This window comes from Vibrio sp. Vb2880 (assembly GCF_033337975.1).
Taxonomy (GTDB): Bacteria; Pseudomonadota; Gammaproteobacteria; order Enterobacterales; family Vibrionaceae; genus Vibrio; species Vibrio alginolyticus.
The window spans coordinates 146,965-172,650 of record NZ_JAWORT010000005.1; the positions used below are offsets into that span (position 1 = coordinate 146,965).

General features: G+C 43.5%; 24 protein-coding genes. 13 read left to right on the forward strand and 11 right to left on the reverse strand.

Annotated features, from left to right (window positions below; genetic code table 11):
• Positions 1-26: 26 nt before the first annotated feature.
• The gene (locus R7M92_RS07700; RefSeq protein ID WP_318133050.1) at positions 27-1,784 is read left to right on the forward strand and encodes an SgrR family transcriptional regulator; all 1,758 of its coding nucleotides are present in this window, start codon (positions 27-29) and stop codon (positions 1,782-1,784) included.
• Between the two features lie 9 nt (positions 1,785-1,793).
• Here the strand turns inward: R7M92_RS07700 and R7M92_RS07705 are convergent, their stop codons facing one another.
• Positions 1,794-2,669, reverse strand: a complete 876-nt coding sequence (locus R7M92_RS07705; protein WP_318133051.1) for a LysR family transcriptional regulator — start codon at positions 2,667-2,669, stop codon at positions 1,794-1,796.
• 154 nt (positions 2,670-2,823) lie between these two features.
• Between R7M92_RS07705 and R7M92_RS07710 the strand changes: the two genes are divergently transcribed.
• The 3 genes from R7M92_RS07710 (at position 2,824) to R7M92_RS07720 (ending at position 4,735) form a co-directional block, all read left to right on the forward strand.
• A complete protein-coding gene (locus tag R7M92_RS07710) occupies positions 2,824-3,792 on the forward strand; it encodes an aldo/keto reductase family oxidoreductase (protein WP_318133052.1) in 969 nt (322 codons plus the stop codon).
• Positions 3,793-3,801: 9 nt separating this feature from the next.
• The gene (locus R7M92_RS07715; RefSeq protein ID WP_005385161.1) at positions 3,802-4,206 is read left to right on the forward strand and encodes a GlcG/HbpS family heme-binding protein; all 405 of its coding nucleotides are present in this window, start codon (positions 3,802-3,804) and stop codon (positions 4,204-4,206) included.
• A 148-nt stretch (positions 4,207-4,354) separates the two neighbouring features.
• Positions 4,355-4,735: a hypothetical protein gene (locus R7M92_RS07720; protein WP_031780944.1), complete on the forward strand. Its 381-nt coding sequence runs from the start codon at positions 4,355-4,357 to the stop codon at positions 4,733-4,735.
• Between the two features lie 110 nt (positions 4,736-4,845).
• Here the strand turns inward: R7M92_RS07720 and R7M92_RS07725 are convergent, their stop codons facing one another.
• Positions 4,846-5,178, reverse strand: a complete 333-nt coding sequence (locus tag R7M92_RS07725) for a helix-turn-helix transcriptional regulator (RefSeq protein WP_318133053.1) — start codon at positions 5,176-5,178, stop codon at positions 4,846-4,848.
• 141 nt (positions 5,179-5,319) lie between these two features.
• On the opposite strand from R7M92_RS07725, the gene R7M92_RS07730 reads away from it, so the two are divergent.
• The 3 genes from R7M92_RS07730 (at position 5,320) to R7M92_RS07740 (ending at position 8,074) form a co-directional block, all read left to right on the forward strand.
• On the forward strand, positions 5,320-5,631 hold the full coding sequence (locus tag R7M92_RS07730; protein ID WP_005375472.1) for a hypothetical protein: 312 nt from the start codon (positions 5,320-5,322) through the stop codon (positions 5,629-5,631).
• 723 nt (positions 5,632-6,354) lie between these two features.
• Positions 6,355-7,512 carry an amino acid permease gene (locus tag R7M92_RS07735; RefSeq protein WP_005375474.1) on the forward strand — a complete coding sequence of 386 codons (1,158 nt, stop codon included), beginning with the start codon at positions 6,355-6,357 and terminating at the stop codon, positions 7,510-7,512.
• A gap of 232 nt (positions 7,513-7,744) precedes the next feature.
• Complete coding sequence (locus tag R7M92_RS07740; RefSeq protein WP_081008272.1) at positions 7,745-8,074, forward strand: hypothetical protein; 330 nt, start codon at positions 7,745-7,747, stop codon at positions 8,072-8,074.
• Positions 8,075-8,218: 144 nt separating this feature from the next.
• Here the strand turns inward: R7M92_RS07740 and R7M92_RS07745 are convergent, their stop codons facing one another.
• From R7M92_RS07745 to R7M92_RS07760, 4 genes are all read right to left on the reverse strand, one after another.
• Positions 8,219-10,090 carry a methyl-accepting chemotaxis protein gene (locus R7M92_RS07745; RefSeq protein ID WP_017821611.1) on the reverse strand — a complete coding sequence of 624 codons (1,872 nt, stop codon included), beginning with the start codon at positions 10,088-10,090 and terminating at the stop codon, positions 8,219-8,221.
• A gap of 436 nt (positions 10,091-10,526) precedes the next feature.
• Complete coding sequence (locus R7M92_RS07750; RefSeq protein ID WP_054578688.1) at positions 10,527-11,891, reverse strand: YjiH family protein; 1,365 nt, start codon at positions 11,889-11,891, stop codon at positions 10,527-10,529.
• A 455-nt stretch (positions 11,892-12,346) separates the two neighbouring features.
• Positions 12,347-13,018 carry a YoaK family protein gene (locus tag R7M92_RS07755; protein WP_005375484.1) on the reverse strand — a complete coding sequence of 224 codons (672 nt, stop codon included), beginning with the start codon at positions 13,016-13,018 and terminating at the stop codon, positions 12,347-12,349.
• A gap of 153 nt (positions 13,019-13,171) precedes the next feature.
• Complete coding sequence (locus R7M92_RS07760) at positions 13,172-13,573, reverse strand: GFA family protein (protein WP_017635849.1); 402 nt, start codon at positions 13,571-13,573, stop codon at positions 13,172-13,174.
• Positions 13,574-13,773: 200 nt separating this feature from the next.
• On the opposite strand from R7M92_RS07760, the gene R7M92_RS07765 reads away from it, so the two are divergent.
• A complete protein-coding gene (locus R7M92_RS07765) occupies positions 13,774-14,403 on the forward strand; it encodes a hypothetical protein (RefSeq protein ID WP_017635850.1) in 630 nt (209 codons plus the stop codon).
• A 124-nt stretch (positions 14,404-14,527) separates the two neighbouring features.
• Positions 14,528-15,811, forward strand: a complete 1,284-nt coding sequence (locus R7M92_RS07770; RefSeq protein WP_318133057.1) for a peptidoglycan DD-metalloendopeptidase family protein — start codon at positions 14,528-14,530, stop codon at positions 15,809-15,811.
• A gap of 106 nt (positions 15,812-15,917) precedes the next feature.
• Here R7M92_RS07770 and R7M92_RS07775 read toward each other — a convergent pair whose 3' ends face one another.
• The gene (locus R7M92_RS07775; protein ID WP_005375494.1) at positions 15,918-17,738 is read right to left on the reverse strand and encodes a putative bifunctional diguanylate cyclase/phosphodiesterase; all 1,821 of its coding nucleotides are present in this window, start codon (positions 17,736-17,738) and stop codon (positions 15,918-15,920) included.
• Positions 17,739-17,921: 183 nt separating this feature from the next.
• The gene (locus R7M92_RS07780; RefSeq protein ID WP_025768470.1) at positions 17,922-18,809 is read right to left on the reverse strand and encodes a LysR family transcriptional regulator; all 888 of its coding nucleotides are present in this window, start codon (positions 18,807-18,809) and stop codon (positions 17,922-17,924) included.
• Between the two features lie 105 nt (positions 18,810-18,914).
• Here R7M92_RS07780 and R7M92_RS07785 point away from each other — a divergent pair, with 105 nt between their 5' ends.
• The 3 genes from R7M92_RS07785 to R7M92_RS07795 all read left to right on the forward strand — a co-directional run bounded on the left by R7M92_RS07785 (position 18,915) and on the right by R7M92_RS07795 (position 20,900).
• Positions 18,915-20,108 (forward strand): multidrug effflux MFS transporter, encoded by a 1,194-nt coding sequence (locus tag R7M92_RS07785; RefSeq protein WP_053303775.1) that lies wholly within the window; start codon positions 18,915-18,917, stop codon positions 20,106-20,108.
• A 176-nt stretch (positions 20,109-20,284) separates the two neighbouring features.
• Positions 20,285-20,632 carry a hypothetical protein gene (locus R7M92_RS07790; protein ID WP_005375501.1) on the forward strand — a complete coding sequence of 116 codons (348 nt, stop codon included), beginning with the start codon at positions 20,285-20,287 and terminating at the stop codon, positions 20,630-20,632.
• A gap of 133 nt (positions 20,633-20,765) precedes the next feature.
• Positions 20,766-20,900, forward strand: coding sequence for a hypothetical protein (locus R7M92_RS07795; protein ID WP_017635854.1), 135 nt, complete (start codon positions 20,766-20,768; stop codon positions 20,898-20,900).
• 127 nt (positions 20,901-21,027) lie between these two features.
• On the opposite strand, the gene R7M92_RS07800 is transcribed toward R7M92_RS07795, so the two are convergent.
• The 3 genes from R7M92_RS07800 to R7M92_RS07810 form a co-directional block, all read right to left on the reverse strand.
• Positions 21,028-21,642 carry a glutaredoxin domain-containing protein gene (locus R7M92_RS07800; protein WP_053303774.1) on the reverse strand — a complete coding sequence of 205 codons (615 nt, stop codon included), beginning with the start codon at positions 21,640-21,642 and terminating at the stop codon, positions 21,028-21,030.
• A gap of 43 nt (positions 21,643-21,685) precedes the next feature.
• Positions 21,686-22,543, reverse strand: coding sequence for a DMT family transporter (locus tag R7M92_RS07805; RefSeq protein ID WP_005375542.1), 858 nt, complete (start codon positions 22,541-22,543; stop codon positions 21,686-21,688).
• Positions 22,544-23,007: 464 nt separating this feature from the next.
• Complete coding sequence (locus tag R7M92_RS07810; RefSeq protein ID WP_005375535.1) at positions 23,008-23,979, reverse strand: porin; 972 nt, start codon at positions 23,977-23,979, stop codon at positions 23,008-23,010.
• A gap of 609 nt (positions 23,980-24,588) precedes the next feature.
• Here R7M92_RS07810 and R7M92_RS07815 point away from each other — a divergent pair.
• A complete protein-coding gene (locus R7M92_RS07815; RefSeq protein ID WP_053303773.1) occupies positions 24,589-25,647 on the forward strand; it encodes a porin in 1,059 nt (352 codons plus the stop codon).
• The last annotated feature ends 39 nt before the right edge of the window (positions 25,648-25,686 follow it).

A 25,686-nucleotide genomic window follows, 5' to 3' on the forward strand; every position in this document is an offset into this window, starting at 1 on the left:
AACTTCACAGATCTAAGGTTGATTCAGTGTCTGATCTCAATTTGTTTCGCTATTACCAACGATTACTCTCGTTTAGCGTTGGTGATGAAACAAAAACCACGTTACAGGACATTGCCGACATCATGTTCACTTCTTCTCGGCATGCTCGTAGCCTGCTAACGCAGATGCAGCAGAAGGCGTGGTTGAGCTGGCACCCGAAAGCTGGGCGGAACCAACGATCGACTCTTATTCTGAATATGGAGTTAGACGTTTTAAAAGAGAGCTTGGCTCTTGAACGTATCAAGTTAGGCAAGTATGAAAAAGCACTGGCGATATTAGATGAAGACGAAATGGCATTTGGCCGTTTGTTAAAAACAACGTCTGGTGCTTCTGTTCAAGAAGGACAGCTCAATATTCAATTAACCTATAAGCGAATGTTTGAGCGCGTCGTTCCACATCAACTTCAGCGTAGCAGCGAACGTTTCTTATTAAGGCAAATCTATTGTTGCTTAGTTTCGAGTGATCACAATGGGAAAGAGCAACCAGAACTCGCACATCACTGGCGTTATGACGAAGACACCTACGAATGGACTTTCTACCTTCGTCCAGGTCTGACTTTTCATAATGGTAATTCCATTGATGCAGAAACAGTGGTTAGCTTGTTTGCAAAATTGAGTTCACTACAGTATTACGAAAAAGAATTGGCACATGTTGCTAACATTACTGCGCCAACGCCATTGAAGGTTGTTTTTAAGCTTAATCGAGCTGACTTGGGCTTTGCTGGACTTATTTCTGGTGTGAAATACGGCATTCAACCAGTAAGCCAAGTTAACGTAGCGAATAACAAGCTGGTGGTCGGAAGTGGCCCATTCTCTGTTGTCGAGCACAATGAAAGTCGTTTAAAACTGCAAGCATTTAATGGTTACTATGCATGTAGAGTTCTAACGGATTTGGTGACTATCTGGATTGTTAATGACGAGCAAATGGAGAACCCGTCATTGGCAGCAAATACGTTGCAAAGGGATGCTTCGCCCGAGGAGGATTTGTGTGGACACTATATGTCGACGCAAAACCGAGAAAACGCATCGGCGAGCAAGCGTAGCCGAATAGAAGATGGTTGCTTATTCGCCTTATTTAATCAGCACGCTAAGCACAAACTCTCTTTAGCGCAGCGCCGTTATATTAGTGAGCTAATTCAGCCTGAGCACTTGGCCGAAGTGATGCGCCGCGAGAATATTGTATTTGGGAGTATACCCGCTTATAACCTGCTACCAGGTTGGAAGTCAGTGCTCCGTCCGTTTAGTGAGCCGCTTAAGTTACCTAAACACATTACGATAGCAGGATATAACTATACCGCGTTGCGTCGCTGCGCGCGGGCTATTTCTAATCGTTTGGCGAGTGTTGGCAGTAAAGTAGAAATTGTTATGTATTCCTACCGTGAGCTGAACGAGAAGGCTAAGAACGGTGAGCTAAATGAGACAATGGTCGTAACGAACATAAACCTAGATGATAATCGTCATGCCTCAGCGTTCACGAACTTCTTCAGCAACGCTGTGCTATTCCACACTTTGGGAGAAAAGAACGCACAATGGTTAGATGAACAACTACAGAGAGTCAGATCTTTCGTTCCACTTGAGGAGTACCTTAATGCATTGGAGCCAATTGCATCGACGTTGATCAGCGAGTATTGGATTGCACCTATGTTCCACCATACACAAACTTTGCGTTTCCAAGGTGTTTTAGAAGACGTTGCTTTAACCAATTGGGGTTGGCCAGATATTCGCTCGGTGTGGTCTGCGGATTAACTGCCTTAGTTATATAGCAAAGTGCTGCTTCACGAATTCAATGAAGGCTCTGGTTTTCGCTGATTGATAGATAAGTTGTGGGTACACCAAGTACACCGCGTTGTGCTGGTGGTCGGTTTCTTCCGATAGAACCTGCACTAGACGGCCGTGCTCAACGTCTTGTTCGACAAAGTAACTTGCTAACCGAGCAATGCCATTGCCAGACAGGGCTGATTCTTTGAGTAAGCGGTTTTCATTGCTTGAAAGCCAACCTTGGGTTTGAAGTGTTCCCGTTTTTAACGGCCACTCTTTTTGATGCAATGTGGTTAAGCATTGATACTGTTTTAAATCCGCTAACGTCTCCGGTGAGCCTTTTTCTTGTAGATACTGAGGAGAGGCAACCAGCCAATGGTGGTAGTCCAAAAGGTGATGCGCAATCATATTCTCTGGCGGCGTTCTTGTCGCTCGAAACGCAAAATCAACGCTGGTTTCTGTCAGGTTAAACGCTTGATAGCTAGAAAGGATCTCGAATTCTACGTTTGGATGTAGAGCGCGAAACGCTACGCACAAATCATGCAGCACCGCTTCAGCAAACATCTTGGGAGCGGTAAGCCGAATCAGACCTTCTATTTGCTCAGATTGCTGACTTAAACTCTTTTCCATTTCCACTACGCGGCGTTTGAGATCTTCCGCTTGTGCAAAGATCGACTCACCCTCTGCCGTCAATCTCACGCTGCGTGTGGTTCGAACAATCAAAGGCGTGGCGAGTTCCGATTCCAATCGCTTGATTTGTTCCGACAGGTAACTTTTAGAAATGCCAAGTTGCTCCGCTGCCCTAGAAAAGTTGAGTGTTTGAGCCACTTCGGCAAACAGCATCAGTTTTTCGATTCTCTTATAATCTGCCATCTTGATTGCTCGTCTTTATTGTTCGCTTTAATTGTTCGGTAGCGAGGATAATGAATTCTATTTTACGGTATTAAACTAATTTTTACGAACGGTAAGATGGTTCGAGTTAACTTAAGAAATTGAAGATGCAGAAATCGGAAAAGTGAGAATAACGATGAACAATCCAACACTACCGCTCGCCAAAACCTTACCTAACGTTAGCCGCTTGGTCTTCGGCTGTATGGGACTTGGAGGGGAGTGGAATCGCAACCCATTAACCGCCCAAGATGAAAACCAAGCTTATGCCGCTGTAGAGGCAGCATTAGAGGTTGGCATCAATCTCTTTGATCATGCGGATATCTACAAATTCGGTAAGGCTGAAGAAGTGTTTGGGCGCATCTTAGCCAATGACTCAACCTTACGAGAACGAATGTATCTGCAATCAAAGTGCGGCATCCGTCTAGGAGATGAGCAAGGTGTTAAGCAGTATGACTTCTCTGCCAAATGGGTGACGGCTTCTGTTGAGGGCATTCTTGAACGCCATGGTGTGGAAAATCTTGATGTTTTGATGCTGCATCGTCCTGATCCTTTGGTTGAATTTGAAGAACTGGGCACAACGCTAAAAGCCCTGAAACAAGCTGGCAAAGTTAACCACTTCGGTGTTTCTAACATGAACAGTGCTCAAATTGACCTTCTTCAACAAGCAACGGGCGAAGTTGTTGTGGCGAACCAGTTGGAAATGAGTCTGGCTAAGTCTGACTTTATTAAGCAAGGCATGGGGCTTCCTTCGTCGGAATCTGACTACGTTGCGGGAACACTGGAACATGCCCGTAAGCATAATATCCAACTGCAAGCGTGGGGCAGTATGGCGCAAGGAAGATTCTCAGAGCGTGGTTTACATTCTGATGATCACAACACCAGACAGACGGCGGAGATGGTAATGGCGCTAGCAGCTGAATATGGCGTGTCGTCTGAGGCGATTGTTTTAGCCTTCCTAATGCGTCATCCAAACCAAATTCAGCCTGTTATTGGTACCGCAAACCCACAGCGTATTCGCGCTTGTGCTCAAGTAGAGAACGTCACGCTATCACGTAGCCATTGGTATGGCTTGTTCGAGAAAACCCTTGGTCATGAGATCCCGTAGGAGAGAAAAATGAAATACGTACAAGTTCAAACTCTGATTCAAACGGCATTGGAAATTGCGACTGCTCGCAAGCAAAACATTGCGGTTGCCGTGGTTGATACACATGGAGAATTGCTCGGTTTTGCCCGAATGGATGATGTGAGTGTGCAAGCAGGTTTGTTGGCACAGAACAAAGCTTACACCTCGGCTAGAGACCGTCAGCCTAGTGGCAATCTGGGCGCTTGGGCTCGTGAGACAGGTAAGCAGTTGAGTTATTGGACTGACCCAAAGATCACTGGCTTTATGGGTGGTGTACCTGTAGAACAAGAGGAGAAAGTCGTCGGTGCAATTGGCATTAGCGGTTTAGCTGAGCAAGATGATGAAGCACTGGCGATGGAAGTATTAAACGCGCGTGAGTATAACGTTTATCAGTAGGTGTGATGCTTTGTCCAGCTTTGTACTCACTGTAGGGACTCAAGTTCACAGGCTTCGTCGAGTCACAATGCTATCTAATAGCCTGAAGTAAGCAGAAGTTGAAATCGCGAACTATGATTAATTTATTTGAAAGCTTTGAGGCCTAAATATGTTTCATAGGGTATTCGTTTCGCTATTTTTTGTTCTCCTCTCAGGCTGTGGTACGAGTGACAGCGCGTTAAAAGAGAGCGGTTATGATGAAGCTTATATCCAAGGCTTTCATGACGGTCGGCATAGTGGTATGCAAGAGGCAGGGAATGATTTTGAACACTATATTAAGGACGAAACAAGGTATCAAACCGACTCAGATTATCGACAAGGCTGGGATGCTGGTGAGGTAGAGGGTAACAAGTTACAAAAGCAGGCGACCGCGATAGGACAAGGTATGATTGATAATTCGTATGAAGAACGTGATGTCTTTGATCCTGATAAAGTGGCGAAAGATGCAATAAAAGGCGTTGATACATCGGAATTAAAAAGCCTAGAGTAACGGACTGATATAAAGAATAAAACTCGTCATTTGACGAGTTTTATTTTTGTCTAAACGATTCATGTTTCAACGCTCAACAGGACATTCACGTTTGGGTATGAGTAATGTGGTTAATCACCTTTCTTGTTCTTTTGTTCAAGGATTAACGATAACAGGCGAACGAGCAGGGACTGAGCTTCCGGTGAGAGCAATCGCGCCACGGCCGTTAGGTCATTTGCTGTGACATGCTGAACATCACGTACATCTAAAGCAATATCTAGGTCAGTCAAATTAAGCGAACGCAATATGGCACGATATTGTGAGAGTTTAAGATCGGACTCTCCGCGCTCGATCCTTTGATATGTTTTTACGCTCATTCCAGCGATGTTTGCCATTTGCTCACGGGAGAGGCCATTCGATTTTCGTCTTGCGATCAGTGCTTGAATTATAGGGTCTACCTGCATGTGCTCTCCTGAAAGGACAGTTTTGACCTAAACGGAGCAAGAAGTGGACCAGTTTAACCACCACATATTTACCTGCTTTGCAATCAGTATAAAAATAACTGTCTTATAAAAACGTAAATATTTTAGTCAGTTATTAACTCAATGGAAAAGTATCAATCATACAAATCAATAGAAACGAAAGCTTCTATTCGCAAAATGCAACGCATTTTAGATCATTTATTTAGTGAAATTGATCAGCAACATCGTGAGACTAAAGAGAATGTTGTGACACTGATTCAACAGTCACAACAGCGATTGATGAACTACAAAGAGCTTTACCTTCACAAAGAATCGATAAGTGAAGTAGAGCTGCGGATGGCGCATGAAAACATGAGTGAGACTGAGAAGCAGGTCGCCGATATGGGTATTCCAGTGTTAACTTATATCATTGGCGCGCTAGATAAAGCGTATTAACACAGTCGTAAAGTCGGGCGATACAAGATTTACGCAATTTCGATCAATTGATGACATCTAAAAGAAAGGATGCAAATGCTGGGGAACCACACCCAGCATTCGGACACTCATTTACCTATATTTTCGAACCGTAAATCAGTGTTTAGAGGTATGTGAACCGAACAGTGTCGGTACGCAGCGAATAATAGCGATATTGTCCGATCTAGGCTACGTCCTTGGAATCTAACACCTTCACTTAAACTGTAAATTAATCTGTACACCCAGCCAAATTGAGCCATTGAGCACGTTCTTCCTTCTCTTTAAGCGATAAAAGACTAATTAGTGACGAAAAAAACAACACATCTTAGGTAAAAGATAAGAGTTGTTAAAATATATCGCTATAAGATTGACCTTTTGCTTTTCAATCGTCCTGCTTATGCCTTACAATCTTTTCGAACCAAATCCATTCATAACGAATGGGGTTGATGAATTAAGATGAACAATTTTGCTTCGAACCCAAAGTTGCGCACATTTCATCAACGATGACATCGCCAAAAATGACTCTCAAGTGTTCATGTGCAAATGATTAACCACCTTTTGTTGCATGTTTTCTTAGCCATACAGGGCTCTTGTAACATAGTGCTCTTGTAACCAAATTTTGACTAAGTCGGAGCGTTTTGCTGTGTGCTTTAGATAAAGCACAACTGGCGAGAAATTAACGGATTGAATTTAGAGGTATTAACCGTGAACCTAAAACTTGTCGGCAGCTCCCTGATCGTTGCAGGTACTGCTCTTGGCGCTGGTATGCTTGCTATACCAATGGTGCTTGCTCAATTTGGCCTCCTTTGGGGCACTCTTCTTATGTTGTTCATCTGGGCTGGAACGACTTATGCTGCGCTGCTCCTTCTTGAAGCCAGTTGCAAAGTAGGTGGTGGTGTGAGCATGAATGCAATTGCTCGCGAAACGCTTGGTAAAGGAGGCCAGTTGGTAACCAACAGCTTGCTTTACGCCCTGTTAGTTTGTCTATTAATGGCTTACATCATTGGTGCGGGTGATCTCGTACAAAAAGTAACAGCCTCAATTGGGCTTCCAACATCTACGATCTCAAGCCAAGTCGGTTTTACTCTTTTAGTTGGTATCATTGTTTCGGCAGGTACAGGGGTAGTAGATAAGCTGAATCGCGGTTTGTTCCTAGGCATGATCGTAGCGCTGATCCTGACACTTTTTGCGCTTGCACCAAGCGTCTCGTTTGAAGGACTTGATGAGGTTGTGAGCGACGATAAAATGGCACTTATCAAAACCAGTTCGGTGCTTTTCACCAGTTTCGGTTTTATGGTCGTGATCCCATCGCTTGTAACTTACAACAAAGAAGCGAGTAAAACACAACTGCGTAATATGATTATCGTGGGTTCAACTATTCCGCTTGTTTGTTACCTGTTATGGTTGTTAGCGGTTGTCGGCAACCTACCACCTCATGAGCTTGTTCAATACTCCAACGTAACAGAGTTGATCTCGGTACTAGGTCAGCAATACGAGGGCTTAGAGTTCATCCTATCCATGTTTACTGGTTTGGCACTGCTAACGTCGTTCTTAGGTGTTGCAATGGCGCTATACGATCAAAATGCAGACCTACTGAAAGCAAGTAAGCCAGTGATTTTTGTTACTACTTTTGTGCTACCACTATTAGGTGCTGTATTTGCGCCAGAACACTTCCTAGCTATTCTCAGCTACGCGGGGATTATTCTTGTGTTTCTCGCGGTCTTTGTCCCATTATCAATGACCATGAAAGTGCGCCGAGTGCCGGTAGAAGATGACAATATTTATGAAGCTGGTGGCGGCGCAATGGGAATGAGCATGATCTTCCTATTCGGCTGTTTCTTGCTGTTTGCCCAAGCAGTATAAAATCACGCTAGCTTATTTAAAAACTGAGCCGCTCGTATTCAAACGGGCGGCTTTTTTGTATTCATAGCCGAACCTAGGCCACTCAAAGTCATCAGCATTTGTGATGTTTGACGTTTCTCTGATAATCACGGTTAGTGCTGACTTTTTAGTAAAACTCCTTAGCGAAAGGCTGACATGTACAGTGATTCACCCTTCTATTATATCGATGTTGATATGAATAAGAGGCTCTGTTGTGTCAAAGCAATTATCTTTTGCCATGGTTGGCGTTATGTTGTCTTTAGGTGTGTTGAGTACAGAAGCGGTGGCTGACCCGAAGCATAAGCATCGACATCGGTACGATCACCATCATGCGCATCACCACCATCATAAACACAAGCATAAACACAAACATCGTGACGTTATTTATGTTGAGAACCGACGACCAAGGCGCAGTTACTATTACCATGACCGAATTCCTCGGAATAGTACCTACATAAAGATTGGAGATTTCACCTATCTAAAAGTGGACGACCGCTATTATCGTCGTTCTAATGATCGCTATATCCATGTCGAGTTCAATTAAACTTGAAAGGGCACATAGTCGGCGTTCTTGTAATGTTGAGCTTAATAGCAACAACATGGCACATGTAACATCGACCAATACTAGGGTAGAGGGTTAAAAACAAAAACAGCGAGCCGGTGCTCGCTGTTTTTGCTTAGATGAGTGTTAGACAGTAAATCTATTTAAGATTTGATCTTGTTTATGTACATCTTCTTGTTGCGCCTGCATCGCGTCGTTGGTTCGATTTGCCGATTCGGCGACTTGAGTCGATAGGTCTTTAATATTCACCGTATTGTTGTTGATCTCTTCAGCGACAAGGCTTTGCTCTTCCGCTGCTGAGGCAATTTGCAAGTTCATATCGGAAATACGCTGAATCGCGTCACGAATGCGTTGTAACGCACTATTTGCTAAACCCGCTTTTTCAACGGCCTCTATAGCACTACCTTTGCTTTGATGCATGGCATTTGCCACAGATGAAGCGCCAGATTGTAGTTGCTCAATCATAGTACGAATCTCTGTTGTCGACTCTTGAGTACGTTGTGCCAGTGTACGTACTTCATCTGCAACAACGGCGAAGCCTCGGCCAGATTCTCCCGCACGCGCAGCCTCGATTGCGGCATTCAACGCGAGTAAGTTTGTTTGGTCCGCAATATCGTTGATGACTTTTAGAATCGTTTCGATATTGGCGGTAGCAGATTCCAACACTTGTACTTCTTCGACTGCAAGGTCAATGCTATCGGAAAGCATGTTTATCGTTTGTGTAGATTCACCAACGATAGAAGACCCCTCAACCGTTGCTTGGTCGGCTTCTTTGGCTGCACTTGCCGCACCTTGCGCATTATTAGCAACCTCTGTCGCGGTGACAGACATCTCATGCATCGCGGTAGCAAGTTGTTCTAGCTCTTGCAGCTGAGTGTGAATTGCGCCTGCCGAGTCTTTTGCGCCCTCAGCGGTGATTTGAGTTCCGTTTAAAATTTGATCAGAAATACGTTTCGACTCAATGATTTGCTGTTGTAAGTTCTCCATGAACGTATTGAAGTTTGTGGCAAGCTCAGAAAACTCTTGGTCAGTATCTGTTTCGAGGCGTTGTGTAAGGTCGCCTTTCCCTGATGCTACATCTTTAATCGCATTGTTTAGCGTGTCCAAAGGACGCATGAGAGTGCGAATCAACAGAGTTAGGGCGATAATAGATGCAATCACGGCAATGATTGAATAAATAATAGCGTTGTTACGGAGCTCTCCTACGGCAGAATAGGCAACAGCTTCATCGATCACCGAACCTACGTACCAGTTCTCGCCAGGAATGTGAGTCAGGTTAACCATGTAGCGGTTGCCATCAATCTCAACATGTTGTGCTGATTGCGTAAGTTCGATTTGTGGGAGGTAGCTACCGACTTTCTCACCGTTGTATTTACTTTGAGGGTGAGCAATGGTTGTGCCATCAGCGGTGACCAGAAATAAGTAACCAGCATCAAACAGATTCACTTGGTTGACCAGATCTGAAAGGGTAGTTAATTCGAGGTCATAAAACATACCGGCTAAAAACTGGCCATTTTCTTTTACTGGCGTACCAACAGAGATGATAACGTTTTTCGAAGACGCATCGACGTACGGATCGGTTACGACCAAATCGCCTTTGCTCTTAGCTGCAATAAACCAAGGACGCTGACGTGGGTCGTAGTCTGGACCCGCATCCCAGCCGTCGTCATTTTCAATCACAAAGCCATTACTTTCATAACCAAAACCGATGGCAAGGAAGCTGCTTTTTGGCGTGGGTCTTTCAAGTATGTTTTGAACATAGCTATGTGAACTGGGGTCAAGCTCAATCACTTCAGTAATGGAGCGAGCGAGATCCTTCTTTGCATTCATTTCTGATTGCACAGTGTTACCAACACTGGTCAATATCTCGTTTACACTTGAGTCGATTTGCTCCTGAGTTTGGGAGCGGATGGTCATAACTTGTTGTGTCGACAATAACGACACGGTAATTAGCAGCAAAAATGAAGAGGCTGTGACAACCTTATGTCTGAATTTCATGAGCTTTCCTCTGATTCTCCCGGTTGGTTCCACTTTGCTTTCGCCTCTTTTAAACCGAGCGAATTGGGCATAAAGAGAAACCTATTGTGTTTGGTTATATTTTTATCGACATCTTTGTCAAAAACATGAACTCATTTGTCGTCTTTTTTAACTAAATTTAAACAAACCGACAATTTACGTTAAAACTTGTGAGTGTGATCATGTTTGCGAGCTCGATTAATGAAATCGTCATAATGAAAAGAATTGCTTAACAAACAGTGGTATCAACTGGTTTTACAGGTGAGGTGATGAAAATTTTGTTGGTGCTGACAGGTGTTTTGTTTAAGTTTTGTCTTTGTAAATTATGAGCTTTTTACTAAAAGCCTAATGTGGACGGAGTTTTAGGTATAAAAAAGGCCCCGACGATGCGGAGCCTTTGTTAATTGACGTCTCGATTTTAGAAAATAAGATGAGCAACGCCAGCAATCACAGGTAACGTGATTAACGTACGTAAAATGAAAATTACGAAGAGCTCTACAATGTTTACTGGAATTTTGCTGCCTAACAGTAGGGCACCTACTTCCGACATGTAGATAAGCTGAGTTACTGACATTGCTGCAATAACAAAACGTGTCATTTCGTTATCGATTGAGGCAGCTAAAATTGCTGGAATAAACATATCCGCAAAGCCAACAACGATTGTCTGTGATGCTGCAACAGCTTCAGGGACTTGCAGTAGCTCTAGGTATGGGATAAACGGTTGACCCAGAATTGCAAATACAGGCGTGTATTCTGCAATCACCAATGCAACGGTACCAAGACCCATAACTACAGGTAGTACGCCAAATACCATATCGACTGCGTTGTGTACGCCTTCTTTAAATACAGACTGAACCGATGTGACTTGACCAGCACGCTTAAGAGCTAGATCCATACCCCAAGAGAATGTGGTGTGGCCTTCTGGCACTGCATCTGCGTCTTTATCAGGGTTGCTGCCGTCAATGTAGCGATCTTTCTTCAGACTAAGCGGAGGCAGGCGAGGAATGATAATCGCAGCTACGATACCAGCTAGACAGATAGCGCCGTAGAAAGGCAAAAATAAGTGCTCTAGTTTTACCTGAGCGATAACAACTAAGCTAAACGTGATCGATACTGCTGAGAAAGTGGTCCCGACAACAGCCGCTTCACGCTGAGTATAGAACTTATTTTCGTATTGCTTGCTGGTTAGCAAGATACCAACACTTCCGTCGCCTAGCCAAGATGCCATACAGTCAATTGCACTGCGGCCAGGTAGGTTGAATACCGGACGCATTATTTTACTGAGTAACGCACCAAATAGCTCCAGAAGACCGAAGTTCAAAAGAAGCGGAAGCAGTAAACCCGCGAAAATGAAAACGGCAAACAGAGTAGGTAGAAGACCAGTAAGAACAAGCCCGCCAGTGTTCTCTTCCCAAATTTCTTTTGGACCCACTTGGAAAAACGTCATTAACACGGCAGCGCCGCCGATTAAACGAACAACGAGCCAAAGTGGAGATGGGTTGAAGAGACCGTTTAAAAAACCATTACGTAAAATTGCAGCTGGCTTAAAAATTTTGCAAAGAACAGAAGCAACGGCCATGAAAGCGATGATACTGGTGACGATAGCAATCAAGGTATCGCCTAACACCGCTGGGATGACTTTTGCCATCACGGCAACGGGAATGGTTAGGCCGCCATCGTAAGAGATCGGAGCCATAAAGAGTAGAAGACCAATTAGGGAAGGGATGAAAAACATCCAAAAGTTGCCCTTAGGAGCTTCAGTAGCATTAGTGGTGTTATGCATAGTTGTCTCGTGTTACTACTAGTCAATACTTGCCATTTCCATGACATAAATATTCACTAAACATCCGTATTTAATCACAGTTTTGCGGAGGGTACCCGCAAACTGCATCCATTGCAATACTATTCATTAAATACATCTAGTTATTCAGCCGATTTGTCGGGTAATTGGTCAAATAACGTATAAGTGTATGCGAATATGTTGCTTGTGTTAGAAAATTGTAGCACGAGAGGCGAATTGCGGAGTGAATTATGGGGCGCATTGTGACTGGAATAATAAAATGGTAAACAAATGTGATTTTGATCTGACTAACTTCTTAGCCAGAAATTCAGTTAGCCTTATCTATTCTAAGGTTTTTAGCAGTGTCAAATTGCCGTTCAGCGTTTCTTGTACCGTTGCAGTGTGAACCTATTGAGCCAAATCCGATTGAAGCATGTCACTTCAATCGGATCGAAATTTTATGCTTTTTGTTGACGGCTAAGTATGTATAGGTAACTCCAGTAAATCAGAGCTGTAGAAAAAGCCAATATTGCTGGGAAAACCAGCGTATATAAACCATATACCGTAAATAGAGCCGCTCCCGCGACGCCGCCAAACAAAAAGCCAAAGAAAATGAATAGGAATAATTTTGCTTTACGTCGGTCAAATTGACGACCTCTCAAGCTCTCTCCAATCATAATCCCTAGATCGGTGATGATTCCGGTCATATGTGTGGTTCTGACTACTGCGCCGCTAAACGTGGTGATCATTGCGTTTTGTAATCCACATGCTGCTGATGCTAGATATTGGCCGTACAAATCCCCTTGCACCAAAAAGCCCAAGCTGAGTAAGAGCAAGCTCCCTTCTATGCACAGTGCAACACCATATCTTCGCCCTAGTTTTAACGCACTGCTTTCAATAAAAAAGCCGCTAAAGGCAGCGCCAATCAAAAAGCTAAATACGATGAAGAGCAGGTGAATGGAGCTATCCACACCTGTTAGCAAGCTGTTCCCTAGCTGAGTTACGGTTCCCGAAAGATGAGTTATCGCTTGGTGTTGAAAGCCGAGAAGACCAACGGCGTTGACGCAGCCCGCGAGAAGAGCTAGTAGAAACGCGCCATATTCCACCCAACGAGGAAGTCTGGAAATCACAATAAACCCCAACCAAATATTAGGAGCCGATTATAACGCTCACACCGAGTTACGAAACCCTTTACAGTAAAACTCGATTGATCATTCTCAAAAAAATCTCACTTATAGGTCGTTTGTCCGAGCCAAAGTAAATACGTGAACGCGGATTGCTCGCTAGCAGATGTGTTCCGTTGTGCATTCGAAACTCACCCACCCGTGTTTCATTTGTTCATAGACTGAAACGGTAGGTTGGTGGAACTCTTTATCGGTAAATAGACCGACGGGAATGATCATGATTTCCGGGTATGCAGAAACGAACAACCTCATTGTCGTGCCGCAGGATGGACAAAAGTCATACTGAACCTCACTGCCATCATCGCCAATTCGGGTATAGCTAGTGACTTCACCGTTTAAAGTAACGTGCTCTTTTTCAAAGCGAGCTTGTACCCCAAAAACACTGCCAGTTCGTTTTTGGCATTCGAAGCAATGGCAGACAGACGTGTGGGTGGGCTCTCCCTTACAACGGATCTCAACTAAACCGCAGGCGCACTCGCATGTATGAATGGTTTTTGTCATCGTGATTACCTATTTGTCCCAATACACCAATAGACCTAGAGCACAGAGCTTGTGTCACTAGCTCGTTATGAGCTCTGGACTTGAAACTATTTGGATATAATCAGTTTAGTTTAATTTTGAAACACTTGAAGAGGTGAAATCATTTGGGTATACAATGGTATACTCGCTTTTCGTTTATACCTTGAAACAAGGAAGCTTTCATGACTCACAAAAAAATCCTGCCGATACCACTTATTCTACTTATTCCAATCGTTTTATTAGTTGTGGTTGTGATCGCAGGTGTTTATCGTTTTAGTTTGTCTGATGACGAGATCATGGCTAAGTTTCCTCAAACAGAAGTAGAAACTAACGTTATTGTGCAAGAGACGCTTGGTATCACTGCACGTAATCCTTGGACGATACAAGTCCCCGAGCAGGGTGCGGTCACTTTTCTTGATGAGTGGGATAAAGAAAACGGCTATTTGATAGGTGACTATGATGCAGGTGCGACGAAAGGTCAGGTACTTGTCCCAACTGCGTCGATTAGTCAGCGTGAGATTGAAGGTGTTTCATGGGTTGTTGCACCGATGATTGTAACGACACAAGGTAGCGGTTCGTTTAACTATGTTGGCTTGTTCAAGTTTGACCCCGTGCCGAGCCGAGTTGTACTTTTAGACAGTATTTTTGTTGGTGACCGCGTGAAATTTACTCAGCTCGAATGGAAAAGTGATACAACTATCACGCTTTCATATTTAGCGCACGGTGACGATCAAGCAATGGCAGACACGCCAAATCAATTCAATTCATCCACATTACAGCGTGTAGGGAATAACTTACATATGCAACAGTGATGAATTTTTTTTGAGTTCTGTAAAAATTCAGTATTTTCTGCGCTAGATCTCGAAATTTCCTAGTGATTTCTTATTCGGGAATGCATAAGCTATGAGCCTTGTTTGAAAGGAGATAGTAATTCCCGTGTCTACAAATGAAATTACAAGACGGTTGCCGAATCTGACAAGTCGTAGAGCGCTGCTGTTATACTCCTTGCCAGTTTTAGTTGCGATTGGTGTTTCTCACTCTCTCAAAGAGTCATCTTTAACCAAAACCATCGCATTGAACCTACCTGAACCTCAGGTCGTTGAAAAAATTCTTGATGCGACAACTGCCGAAGTTGTCACTCCCCCGAACTTCGAATATCAAATCCAAGCAGGTGACAACCTAAGCACTATTTTTAGTCAGCTCGGTTTCGGTTACAGCTCGTTAATGAAAGTAATGGAAACGGATTTGAACTACTTGGCACTTGATACACTTAAGCCGGGCAATACGCTCCGTTTCTGGCGTGATGATGCGACAGGCGAGTTAGCGAAAATGGAACTGCAATTTTCTATTGCAGATAAAGTGGTCTACAAGCTGAATAGTGATGGTAGCTATGACTTTACTGATATTTCCATTCCTGGCGTGTGGAGCCAAGAGCCTTTAGTTGGCGTTATTCAAGGCAGTTTTTCTTCTTCTGCGAGTCGTTTAGGTTTAACGTCGGCGGAAGTGAGTCAAGTCGTAAGCTTACTCAAAGAACAACTTAACTTTGGACGTGATCTTCGTGCAGGTGATCGATTTGAAGTTGTTCGTCGCTCACAAAGCATCAATGGTGTACCAACAGGTAAGAACGAAATTGAAGCGATTAAGATTTATAATCGCGGCCGCGAGATCACCGCTTACCTTCATACTGATGGTCAATTCTACAATGCCAAAGGTGAAAGCTTACAGCGCGCATTCCAGCGTTACCCTGTAAGTAGTCGTTGGCGTATCAGTTCTGGCTTTAATCCTAATCGTTTACATCCAGTAACGGGGCGTGTTGCGCCGCACAACGGCACTGACTTTGCTGTACCAACCGGTACACCCGTCGTTTCTACTGGTGATGGTACAGTGATCATGACTCGTAAACACCCTTATGCGGGTAACTACGTGGTTGTTGAGCACGGCAGCAAATACAAAACCCGTTACTTACACCTAAGTAAGATTTTGGTGAAGAAAGGGCAAAAGGTTTCTCGAGGCCAGCGTATCGGTCTTTCTGGTAAAACAGGTCGAGTGACTGGGCCACACCTTCACTATGAGTTGATTGAATACGGCCGTCCAGTTAACGCTATGCGAGCAAATATCCCAATGGCGAGTTCTGTTCCTAAGAAAGAGATGGCTACTTTTGTCGCGAACAGAGATGAAATGGATAAACTATTACGCGATAAAGAGAAAGCAGTGCTGTAATAAAGTACTTCGCTCAAAAAACAAAAAGAGACTAAGCATAGCTTGGTCTCTTTTACTTTGTGCATTAACTAGATTTGAATTCTATGACAGCAGTCTGTTCAGTACGTTAGGCACTCCGTACTTCACGTTCATTTATCAGGTGTACGATTTCTTCAACACTGTGTGGACGAGAGTAAAAATAACCTTGGATGTAGTGGCAGCCCATTTCAATTAACTTTTGCAGTGCTCTATCGTCTTCTACGCCTTCGGCAATCAAATCCACATCAAGCAGCTCTGCCAATTGCGCTATCAAAAACACTACTTGTTCAGAGGTTGTATTTGAGAGCATGTTCTGCACAAAGGTAGCATCGATTTTGATGCTATCAATCGGATAATTGTGTATATAGTTCAAGCTTGAGTATCCCGTACCAAAATCATCCAGTGCGACTTTAAAACCCAAGTATCGCAACGAGTTAAGTACCATCTGTTCACGGCCACTTTGTGAGAGCAAGACGGTCTCGGTGAGCTCTATAACAAAGTCTTTTGCTTCGTGCTGATACTTTTCAACCATGTTGGTTAAGTGATTAATATAACGGTTGGAATCAACCAGCTCATACGCTGAGCAATTGATGGAGAGTTTGACTTTATAGCCTAGGTTCGCTTCGAGTTCTTGCTTTGCGATACACGCGAGTTCAATAATCCGTTCACCTAACTCGATAATCAGGCCTGATTGTTCGGCAGCTTCAATGAACTCCGCTGGAGAGATATTTCCATAGATATTGCTATTCCAACGAGTCAAAATTTCAAAGTAATTCCAGCGGTCGCTCGTGATATCAACGATCGGTTGAACCACTACATACAACTCATCGCTGTCTTGTATATCAGTACTTAGCTGGATTCGCATTGCCTCAATAAGCTGCGTCCTACGGTGGTATAACGCACTAAGGTGTGTGTCGTAATGCTGAATCCGTGTATCGCGGTGTTTTTTACAATCTTTGAGAGCGAGACTGGCATTCAAAATCAGCTCATCGCTGTTCAACATATGTACTGGGGCACGTGCAATACCAATACTAACGGTGAAAGAAATCCGGTTAGATTTGTCGCTGTAGCCGCTTTCAATTTTGTCGAGTACTTCCTGACACACGGCGACAGGATCTTCGTCGTACGTGATGAAGGCGAATTCATCTCCTGCAACACGGAACGCATTGTTTGGCGACGACAAGCTCTGTTGAATGGCGTTAGCTGTGAACTTAATGATTTGGTCGCCGATATAGTTTCCGTTGATATCATTGATCGATTTGAAATTATCGATATCAAGATACGCCAAACTGAATGGGCGAGTCGCCTGCTGCGTTAATGTCTCCAAGGTATCAGCTAAACAGCTACGGTTGAGCAGTCCAGTTAGGTTATCATGCGATACCTCATAGCTAAGCTGATTAAGAAGCTTATCTGAACGTTCACTGACCCACTTTTCACGTAAGCTATGAATAATGACATTGGCATAAAATCGGTGGAAGTCGAGGATATCTTGCGCTTCTTTCGCGTGGATGCTTCGGGTAAAGGTAGACAGTAAAATTCCCAGAACTTCGCCATTTTGTGTCTTCAATGGCAGGCCAATGTAAGCTTGAATGCCATCTTCTTGAAACATCTGATCTTCAGGAAAACGCTTGTATACCTGGTCTTGATAGAAAATATGTTCGCCAATGTCTTTCGCCACTTTTTCACAGGGGGTGCCTGAAAGGTGGTAGCTTAGGTTGTCTGTAATTTTTCCATTGCTGGCGAAGGAAATGGTATGAGCCGAATGCTGAAGATGCGCAACTTCTACAACGCAAGTGCAATGGCTCTGCAAGTGTTGATGAATATCTAGCGTGACTCGGTTTAGCTGAGCCGTGCCGTTTAGCTTCAATATCTCATCAATTTTGTGGAAACTGATTTGTACCTGACCCATTGAGCATTTCACCTAGCGTTGTTATTAACATATCGTGTAAGACACGACGAATTATTATTTGATATGCATCAAATAAACTATCGGTTACTAAGGCAGATTTTTCAAATTTTGTGAACGAACAAATCATTATTTTCATGTTTTTATGCTTGAACCTTTTAAAGCTATAGCGATAAAAACGCTAAGCTAGGCGCGCTTCTCCTCTTCCAATCGTGATTTGAGATAATCGAGGAACAGCTTAGTTCGGGTATGCTGATAATCCAGCTTTGGATAGTAGGCATATACAGTGGCTTTATCCGCTGTGATATCGGGCAGGATAGGGACTAACGCGCCGGATTTGAGATCATCTTTGATCATGACGTTGTTCGTCATCAAAATACCCATGCCTCTTTTGGCACCATGAAACAGCGCTTCTGGGTTGGTCGTGGCAAAGTTACCGGACAAGCTGATACGTTTGCCTCGATTTGTTTTGATTTCTCGTGAGGGTTTTTCTCCCCAAATCAGGACATTATGCTCTGTCAGATCCTCAACGCATTGTGGTGTGCCATATTTCTTTAGGTAACTAGGCGCGGCGTAAAACTGGGCTTTATGTTCGAAAAGTGCAGTAGCTTTGAAACTTAGAGAGTTCAGTTGCTCTAATTCCCGGCTAATAAACAGGTCTAAGCTTAGCTCTGGCAATTGGCCTGGTAGCGTTGTTGTTAATTGAAGTGTGATGTCTGGATATTTATCAAGAAAATCATCAAGATAATGAACTAGAAACTTGGAACCAACGGCCAGCGTTGCCCCAATTTTTAATAGCCCCGCTGGTGATTGGTTGACTGAGCGAGTTTCATCTAATACCGATTGCCATGAATCAAGCTGACTTTTTGCTCGTTGATAAAACAGCGCACCAGCTTCAGTTTGGCTAATTGAGCGGGTCGTACGTTTGAGTAGTTGAACGCCAATTTTATCTTCTAGCCATTGAACTCGCTTACTGATAGCTGAGCTGGTGGTATTGAGTTTCCGCGCTGCGGCATTAAAGCTACCTTCTTCGACCACACGAATATAACTCTTCACGCTTTGAATCCAGTCCATTGTATCTCCTTGGGAATTAATTCCTTTCCAACTTAGCTGATTATCATCTTTGAGTATCAAATATACACTGTTTGCCATCAATCTGTCACAAAGTAGGAGGAACGTTTGCGTAAAACACCATTGTTATTAGCGATGATGATCATTGCCACAGGCCAAGTTGGCGTTAGTATTTATCTTCCTTCTTTGCCGTTGATTGGTCATGACTTGAATTTGCCGCAACATTCGATTCAGAATCTCGTCACGCTATTTCTCGTTGGCTTCGGTATCTCTCAGCTTTTTTACGGCCCATTGTCTGATGCGATTGGTCGTCGGCCGGTGTTTATTCTGGGGCAAAGTGTATATCTAGTTGGTACGGTTATTTGCATCGCGTTTTCGGACAACATTGTTGCCCTTGAAGCGGGACGGTTACTGCAAGGCCTAGGAGCGGGCAGCGCTTCGGTACTTGGTCGGTCAGTACTGCGTGATAGTTATGACGGTATGCAATTAACCAAAGCGCTATCTTATATTTCAGTCACTGCTTCAGCGATGCCAATTATTGCTCCGCTGTTTGGTGGCTGGATTGCTTTTCACCTGAGTTGGCATGCTGTCTTCGTGTTTGTGCTGATTTACTTAATGGCAATTTTTACACTTGGTTTATTGGTGCTGCCAGAAACGCTGCCTTATCCGAAGAGAAAATTTAAAGTAGGCGAAGTAAGCGCGAACTATTTGCGTCTGTTAACGAATACACAAGTGATTGGTAGTGCGAGCTACAACTGGCTTAGTTATTTATCGGCTCTGGTTACGCTCTCCTTGTATCCATTTTTAATGCAACAAGAGTTAGGATTAACGGCGGCAGATTACGGCTCTTTGATGATCATACCGTCAGTTGGTTTGCTGACGGGTAGCTTAGTGCTGAATTTGATCAATGCTCGTTACAAAGCTCAGCAAATCTTGCTGATGAGTTTCGCGATTGTTGCTGTTGCTGGCTTCATGTTGTTGGTTACCCCCTTCAGTGTATTTTCATTGCTGACGGCATTCACGTGTTTAAGTTTTGCCCAAGGCATGTCATTCCCAGTATCGATTAGTTTGCTACTCTCGCCACATAAGCAACAGGCAGGCGCGGTTTCTGCGTTATCTGGCTCTATTCAAATGTGTTTAGCAGGTTTGTTTGGTGGGTACTTAGTAGACTCATGGGTTACGAATCAGCAGCAGCTTGGGGTGTTTTATTTGTTTATTGCGTTACTTTCTTGCTTTGTTCTTGTACTAAGCCAATTTCGTAAAGTGCCAGAAGGGACGGTTCAAGCAGAAACTTCCATCTGAATATACTTGCAACCAGAAGGTCGGCTTTCTAAAATGCGCAGCTAAATTAAGTCTGGCTTGTTGTGTATACTGAATGACTTGGTTTGAAAGGAAGAGGGCGAACCTTGATACTTCTCTCAAGCTTGGAATACATTTCTGCCCAATGGCTATCCGATCTCTAATCGTTAGGTGAAAGAATGCAACAAAACGAATTTGAAACACTGGTAAAAGAAATTACTCAGCAAGAAAGCATGCCAAAGGCACTTGAAATCTTGAAGGCGTGTGAGGAAGAAGAAGTTGCACAAGCGGCGCAATCCCTAACGGGTCAGTTTGGCCTTGCAGAAGTTGATGGTGAGAAACGTATTTACCATATTACCACTCAAGAAGATGAGTCCGGAGAAGAGCAAGAATACGTAGAGCACGTCATGAATGAAGGCGATCACTTGATCAAGTTTGCTGCGTGGTTCTTTGAAACATTCTTTGAAATCAAACAGAAAGATACGTACGTCGCAGCGGGTAAAACATACCAACAACCTAAGCGATAGACGCTCATTTCAAGAAATCCACGAAAATCAAACTGAAAGTTAATTACAAAATAAATGTGACTGGAGTCTTGTTTTTATCTAATTGTGGTGTAAAATTACAACATAGTTAAGTCAATACATTCAGGAGAAGGTCATGGGTAACGAACTTGGTGGTGCTTATATTGGCCAGATGATTGCAAAAGACGCGATGCACAAAGCGCTTTACGGTAAAGCGAAGAAGAAAAAAGCTTCTGTTTTTGCTCGTGTTATTAAAAAACTGGCGAAATAATTTAAAAAGCCCTGATTGAAAAATCAGGGCTTTTTGCTTTTCTCTGTTTTGTTGTTAGTAAGTAGCCAACATATTGCACAACATTGGCAAAACGCTACTCAAAGACTGATGACATTTAAATCTAGAATTACGCGGATTGGCTTGGTATCTCCACAACATTGTTAGGCACTTTATCTAGCCCCTTTGCTGATAACCACTTCTCTAAATCGTCAGCCCCTCCAATATATTTTCCATCTAACCAAATTTGCGGCACTGTTACCGGTGTTTTTTCGCCAATGATGGCTTTTACTTCAGGAATCATGCGGTATAAGGCGGCGCTGTCTTTAACTACATCATGGTACTCATACTGAACGCCAGCCTCGTCAAGTAATTGTTTGGCTTTGACACAGTAAGGGCAAGTTGCTTTACCATAAACAATGTTGCCTTTTAGCTCATCGCGTTTTACCCACTCAGCAATAACAGACTGTACAAGCACACCCCGATTCAATGCTTCTCCTTGACTGATAACTTTCCCTTCGACAAGAAGAATGGGTGCATGCCAAGCCCCCGCTTTTAATGGTTCCCACCAGTGAGATAACCAATCTTTTATCTCGAGTTCAACGGGCACATCGGCTAGTTCGTTTTCAAAAGTATCCTTTAAAATATCTTTGGTTAATGTACATTCACCACAAGGAATATTGACTTTGAATGGGCCCCAACTACCAGCCCAGCGATACAGTGTAATTTTGATTGGTTGACTCATATGGGTTCCTCATTTCCTTTCCTGAAAATATAGAACTTTTAAATTAGATTTTTCTTTCAACTAACTTTGTCTTTTTCGCTTCCCAATGCGTAATAAACGCAATAGATGCAATAATAATCGCAGCACCTAACCATAAACGACCAGGTGGCACCCAACCAAACACCAACCAACCAGCAACAACATTCAAAGGCAGTTTGGCGTGATCAAATGGTTGCACAAATGAGGCGTCTGCTACTGCATATGCTTTAACGATAGCCCATTGAGCGAGTGCTGTTAGTGCACCTGCGGCTAAAAGCACACCCCATATCGTCCACGTATCTGGCATAGTAAACGTCGGTATCGCTAACAAGATATTAAATGGCGTTATCAGCAGTAATAAATAGACGACCATGGTTGAAGGCGGATCGTTTACCGACATTTTTTTAACCATTAATGAATACGCTGCCCAGAAAAATGCGGCGCCAACAGGGAGCAGGGTCGCCCATGTAAATGAGTCTGCCCAAGGCTCAAGAATGATCATGGCACCAACAAACCCCGTCAATGTAGCGAGCCAGCGTGCAGTACCTACTTTCTCTTTGAGTAACAAGCCAGAACCAACTGTGGCAAATAACGGAGAGGTCATGAGAAGTGCAATGCCTTGCCAAATTGGAACTGGGTAAGCGAGAGCCCATAACCAAAGTTGAATCCCGATAACAGAGAGAAAAATGCGGAATGCATGCCAGCCAAAGTGTTGGGTTCTTAAAGAACGTCTAATCCCAAGTGTACGTAGGTAGGGCAGAATAACAAATAAGGCGATTGCATATTGGAATAACGCAAATGTGGTGGAGGAGACACCAAAGTTGATGCTAGCAATCTGGGCGAAGCTGTTCACTATGGCGAATGCCAAGCCAGCTGTTAGCATCCAGGACGCACCTTGAACAGGATGATGATTCAATTGAAAAATTCCAGTTTGATAGAGGTGGCGGGATCATACGTCCTATTGTTTTTCGCGCCAATAAAAAAATGCCTCCCAGAGGGAGGCGACATTACCAATTCAAAGGACGTGCCTGTTATAACAGGTACAAAGAACGAGAAGCACAAACGCTGCCATGCATTTGCATAAATAATATTGCAGAACACGTGCCAACTTTTATATATTTGATTTTAAATGGTTTTTTGGTTTTTCTATGTTGTCGATTAGATGAAATGCACTAACTTAGTGATCAATCGCATTAAAAGAGGGCAGAAGTAGGCGTCGTTACGCTCGTTTTTCATTGCTGAGCGATGCTTGGATAGTGTGAAAACTTATCGAGTTGTGTTGGGTTAAATAAAAAATGGCCAGCAAAGGTGCTGGCCAAGTGGACTCGCTCTTAGGACAAGAGTGAATTAGAAATCGTAACGTACGCCTAGGCGCAGTGTATCTTCGCCTTCTGTTACTAGACCTGTTGTTGCATCTTTTGCTTCATCAAGTTGGTTGATGTAGTAAGACAGGTAAGTACGGAAGTTGCTGTTTAGTTTGTAGTAACCAACAAGCTCGATACCTTCAACGGTGTCGTACTTTGAACCGTTGTCTGGATCATTCTCTTGAGCTGTGTATAGAGCTGCAAGTGTCACTTTGCTTGCTACTTTGTAGCTTGCGACTAGCTCGTAAGCCGTAAAGTCTTCAGAGTCAGTCAGGGAGCCTTGAGAATAAGTACCTGCTAGGTAAAGGTTGTCCATCGAGTAAGCGATACCACCTAGAATTTGATCTTCAGAGTTATCTTTATCTACATCGCCACCAGAGTATGCAAGACCAAAGTCGAGGCCCATTGGTAGTGAGTACATTCCAGAGATGCCGTATTTATCTTCGTTATCGCTAGAGTTTGCTTGGTAGGTTGCTTGAAGTTGTAGTGCATCAAACGCACCACGGTATGCGAAAACGCTGTCTTGCTTATCAGAAGACGAATCAATAACTTGCTGAACACCAGAGAATTCAGTGATATCCGTCATGTCAGAGATGATGACTGCAGCCATGTCTTGACGACCTACAGAGAAAGCACCGATATCAGAGTCGACGCCTGCATACATGTAGCGGTTTTTGAATTCACTCTTGCCCGTTTTTTGTTCGGCTTCGTAAACACCGAAAGCAGAAAGGCCGTTGCCGATGTCTGTTTTACCTTTTAGGTTAAGACGAGCACGGCTTTTATCTTCCATAGAACCTTCAACTTCAGCACCGTCTGAACCGATGAAGTCACCACGAAACTCAACGCGGCCGCCAACTTTTAATTCAGTACCGTCGTTTTTGTATACAGTTGCTGCGAATGATGGTGCTGATACCAATGCTGTAAGAATTGCAGTAGTTAGTGCTGCCTTTTTCATTTTCTTATTACCCTAGTTGTAATCGATGGGCTTTCTTGCCCGATGTGTTGATGACGCTAAGGTAAATGCTGAAAATGAAAGATAGATTTCTGTTAAGTTATGATTTGATTGCACTTTTATTGCTGGCAAGAATAAGTGCCCCTTCTCATACCACTTATAAAAAGAAAGGTTTATCTTTTTTGAGGTTTTTTCCTCTCCGTTAAAGACTGTGTTTTTTTCAAAAAGTTCCTGAATTGCTTCTTGACCCTAAATGTAAGTAAACATTTCAATTTGGCAGGGAAGTTTGGCCTAAAAATAGCGAATCATCAGCTATTTGTGAGCTAACTCTCTCTAAAGCATTTCTTATTGTAAGGTTTTTATTTCTCGATTTCTTAAAGACTAAGTAAACGATTGCTTTTTAGGTTTTGTCTGAGATCTTTTCACTCGGTTGTCAGGAACTAATCAAATAAAGTGTCGGCAGTTGTTACACAAAGGTAAAAGTAATCTGGTGGAAACGATGCCTCGGATAGCCTTTGTATTCCTCTCTTTGTTCATCATTTCGTTTTTACGAAAGTGAACCAAAGCCGGGTCTAAAACTGACTAACCAACTAATAAGTAATGGATTTAGAAATGAATAAAAAATTATTAGCAGCGGCAATCGCGGCAGCAACCTTCGGTACTCAAGCAGTTGCAGTGGAACTATATAATAACGATGGCACAACATTTTCGATGGGCGGCCACGTTTCTGTTAATTTAAATGGATCAGAGCAAGGTGACACGGATGTGGGTACTAACTCTCCTCGTATCAATATCTCTGCGACACAGGATTTGGGTAATGGCTTCACCGCAGACGCACGTGGTGAATGGGCGCTAAACTACTTAGACGGTGGTGAAGAGTCGTTTAAAACTCGTCTAGGTTACTTAGGTGTAACGCATGAGGTTTATGGTCGTGCAGTAGGTGGTACGCAATGGTCACCTTACTACGATGTCGCAGGTATTGCAGATATGCCAATCGCGTTTGCAAACGACTTCATCTATGACGATCATGGAAACCTTGGCACAGGCCGTGCGGATAAAATGCTTTCTTACCGTAATGCCATCGAGTTGGGTGAAGCGGGGGTGATCAACTTTGGTCTTGGTTGGCAGGGTGCAAACGATGATTACACACGCAACGATGCTGGAGTTATAACTGGCGGTGCTAAATACGATGACCGTGTGCAAGCTGCGCTTTCTTACTCAATCATGGGCGCTAAAATCGGTTACTCTTACAATGGCGGTGATTTCCAGCACCCTGCATATGCAGGTAAGCACACGGCGGAATCACACGTTGTATCAGCATCTTACGGTGCGTACGGACAAGGCCTATTCCTTGCTGCGGTTTATGGTTCAAACGAAAACATGAACTTCAGTGCAAAAGGCGACCGTTTAGAAGAAAGTGATGCGTACGAAGCGATCATCGCATACGCTCTAGCAAACAGCCTAAACTTGAGTGTTAACTATGAGATGGTGGAAGGTAAAGAGTTTAAGAGCTCTAAAACAGAAACTGCTCGTGAAGAAATGGCACTACAAGCAGAATACAACTTCACGCCTAAATTTGTTGGTTACGCGGGTTACCAATTTGACCTAAATGACGACAATGGTCGTGAAACTGATGACAAATGGGCGTTAGGTGCTCGTTACTACCTATAATAGGGTTTAGCGAGAACTATTATTCAAGCTCATTGATCT

What these genes read in the sequence shown, in the direction of transcription:
- R7M92_RS07705 (WP_318133051.1), bottom strand. Translation starts at nt 2,669, where the DNA reads ATGGCAGATTATAAGAGAATCGAAAAACTGATGCTGTTTGCCGAAGTG.
- R7M92_RS07710 (WP_318133052.1), top strand. Translation starts at nt 2,824, where the DNA reads ATGAACAATCCAACACTACCGCTCGCCAAAACCTTACCTAACGTTAGC.
- R7M92_RS07715 (WP_005385161.1), top strand. Translation starts at nt 3,802, where the DNA reads ATGAAATACGTACAAGTTCAAACTCTGATTCAAACGGCATTGGAAATT.
- R7M92_RS07720 (WP_031780944.1), top strand. Translation starts at nt 4,355, where the DNA reads ATGTTTCATAGGGTATTCGTTTCGCTATTTTTTGTTCTCCTCTCAGGC.
- R7M92_RS07725 (WP_318133053.1), bottom strand. Translation starts at nt 5,178, where the DNA reads ATGCAGGTAGACCCTATAATTCAAGCACTGATCGCAAGACGAAAATCG.
- R7M92_RS07730 (WP_005375472.1), top strand. Translation starts at nt 5,320, where the DNA reads ATGGAAAAGTATCAATCATACAAATCAATAGAAACGAAAGCTTCTATT.
- R7M92_RS07745 (WP_017821611.1), bottom strand. Translation starts at nt 10,090, where the DNA reads ATGAAATTCAGACATAAGGTTGTCACAGCCTCTTCATTTTTGCTGCTA.
- R7M92_RS07750 (WP_054578688.1), bottom strand. Translation starts at nt 11,891, where the DNA reads ATGCATAACACCACTAATGCTACTGAAGCTCCTAAGGGCAACTTTTGG.
- R7M92_RS07760 (WP_017635849.1), bottom strand. Translation starts at nt 13,573, where the DNA reads ATGACAAAAACCATTCATACATGCGAGTGCGCCTGCGGTTTAGTTGAG.
- R7M92_RS07765 (WP_017635850.1), top strand. Translation starts at nt 13,774, where the DNA reads ATGACTCACAAAAAAATCCTGCCGATACCACTTATTCTACTTATTCCA.
- R7M92_RS07775 (WP_005375494.1), bottom strand. Translation starts at nt 17,738, where the DNA reads ATGGGTCAGGTACAAATCAGTTTCCACAAAATTGATGAGATATTGAAG.
- R7M92_RS07780 (WP_025768470.1), bottom strand. Translation starts at nt 18,809, where the DNA reads ATGGACTGGATTCAAAGCGTGAAGAGTTATATTCGTGTGGTCGAAGAA.
- R7M92_RS07790 (WP_005375501.1), top strand. Translation starts at nt 20,285, where the DNA reads ATGCAACAAAACGAATTTGAAACACTGGTAAAAGAAATTACTCAGCAA.
- R7M92_RS07795 (WP_017635854.1), top strand. Translation starts at nt 20,766, where the DNA reads ATGGGTAACGAACTTGGTGGTGCTTATATTGGCCAGATGATTGCAAAA.
- R7M92_RS07800 (WP_053303774.1), bottom strand. Translation starts at nt 21,642, where the DNA reads ATGAGTCAACCAATCAAAATTACACTGTATCGCTGGGCTGGTAGTTGG.
- R7M92_RS07805 (WP_005375542.1), bottom strand. Translation starts at nt 22,543, where the DNA reads ATGCTAACAGCTGGCTTGGCATTCGCCATAGTGAACAGCTTCGCCCAG.
- R7M92_RS07810 (WP_005375535.1), bottom strand. Translation starts at nt 23,979, where the DNA reads ATGAAAAAGGCAGCACTAACTACTGCAATTCTTACAGCATTGGTATCA.
- R7M92_RS07815 (WP_053303773.1), top strand. Translation starts at nt 24,589, where the DNA reads ATGAATAAAAAATTATTAGCAGCGGCAATCGCGGCAGCAACCTTCGGT.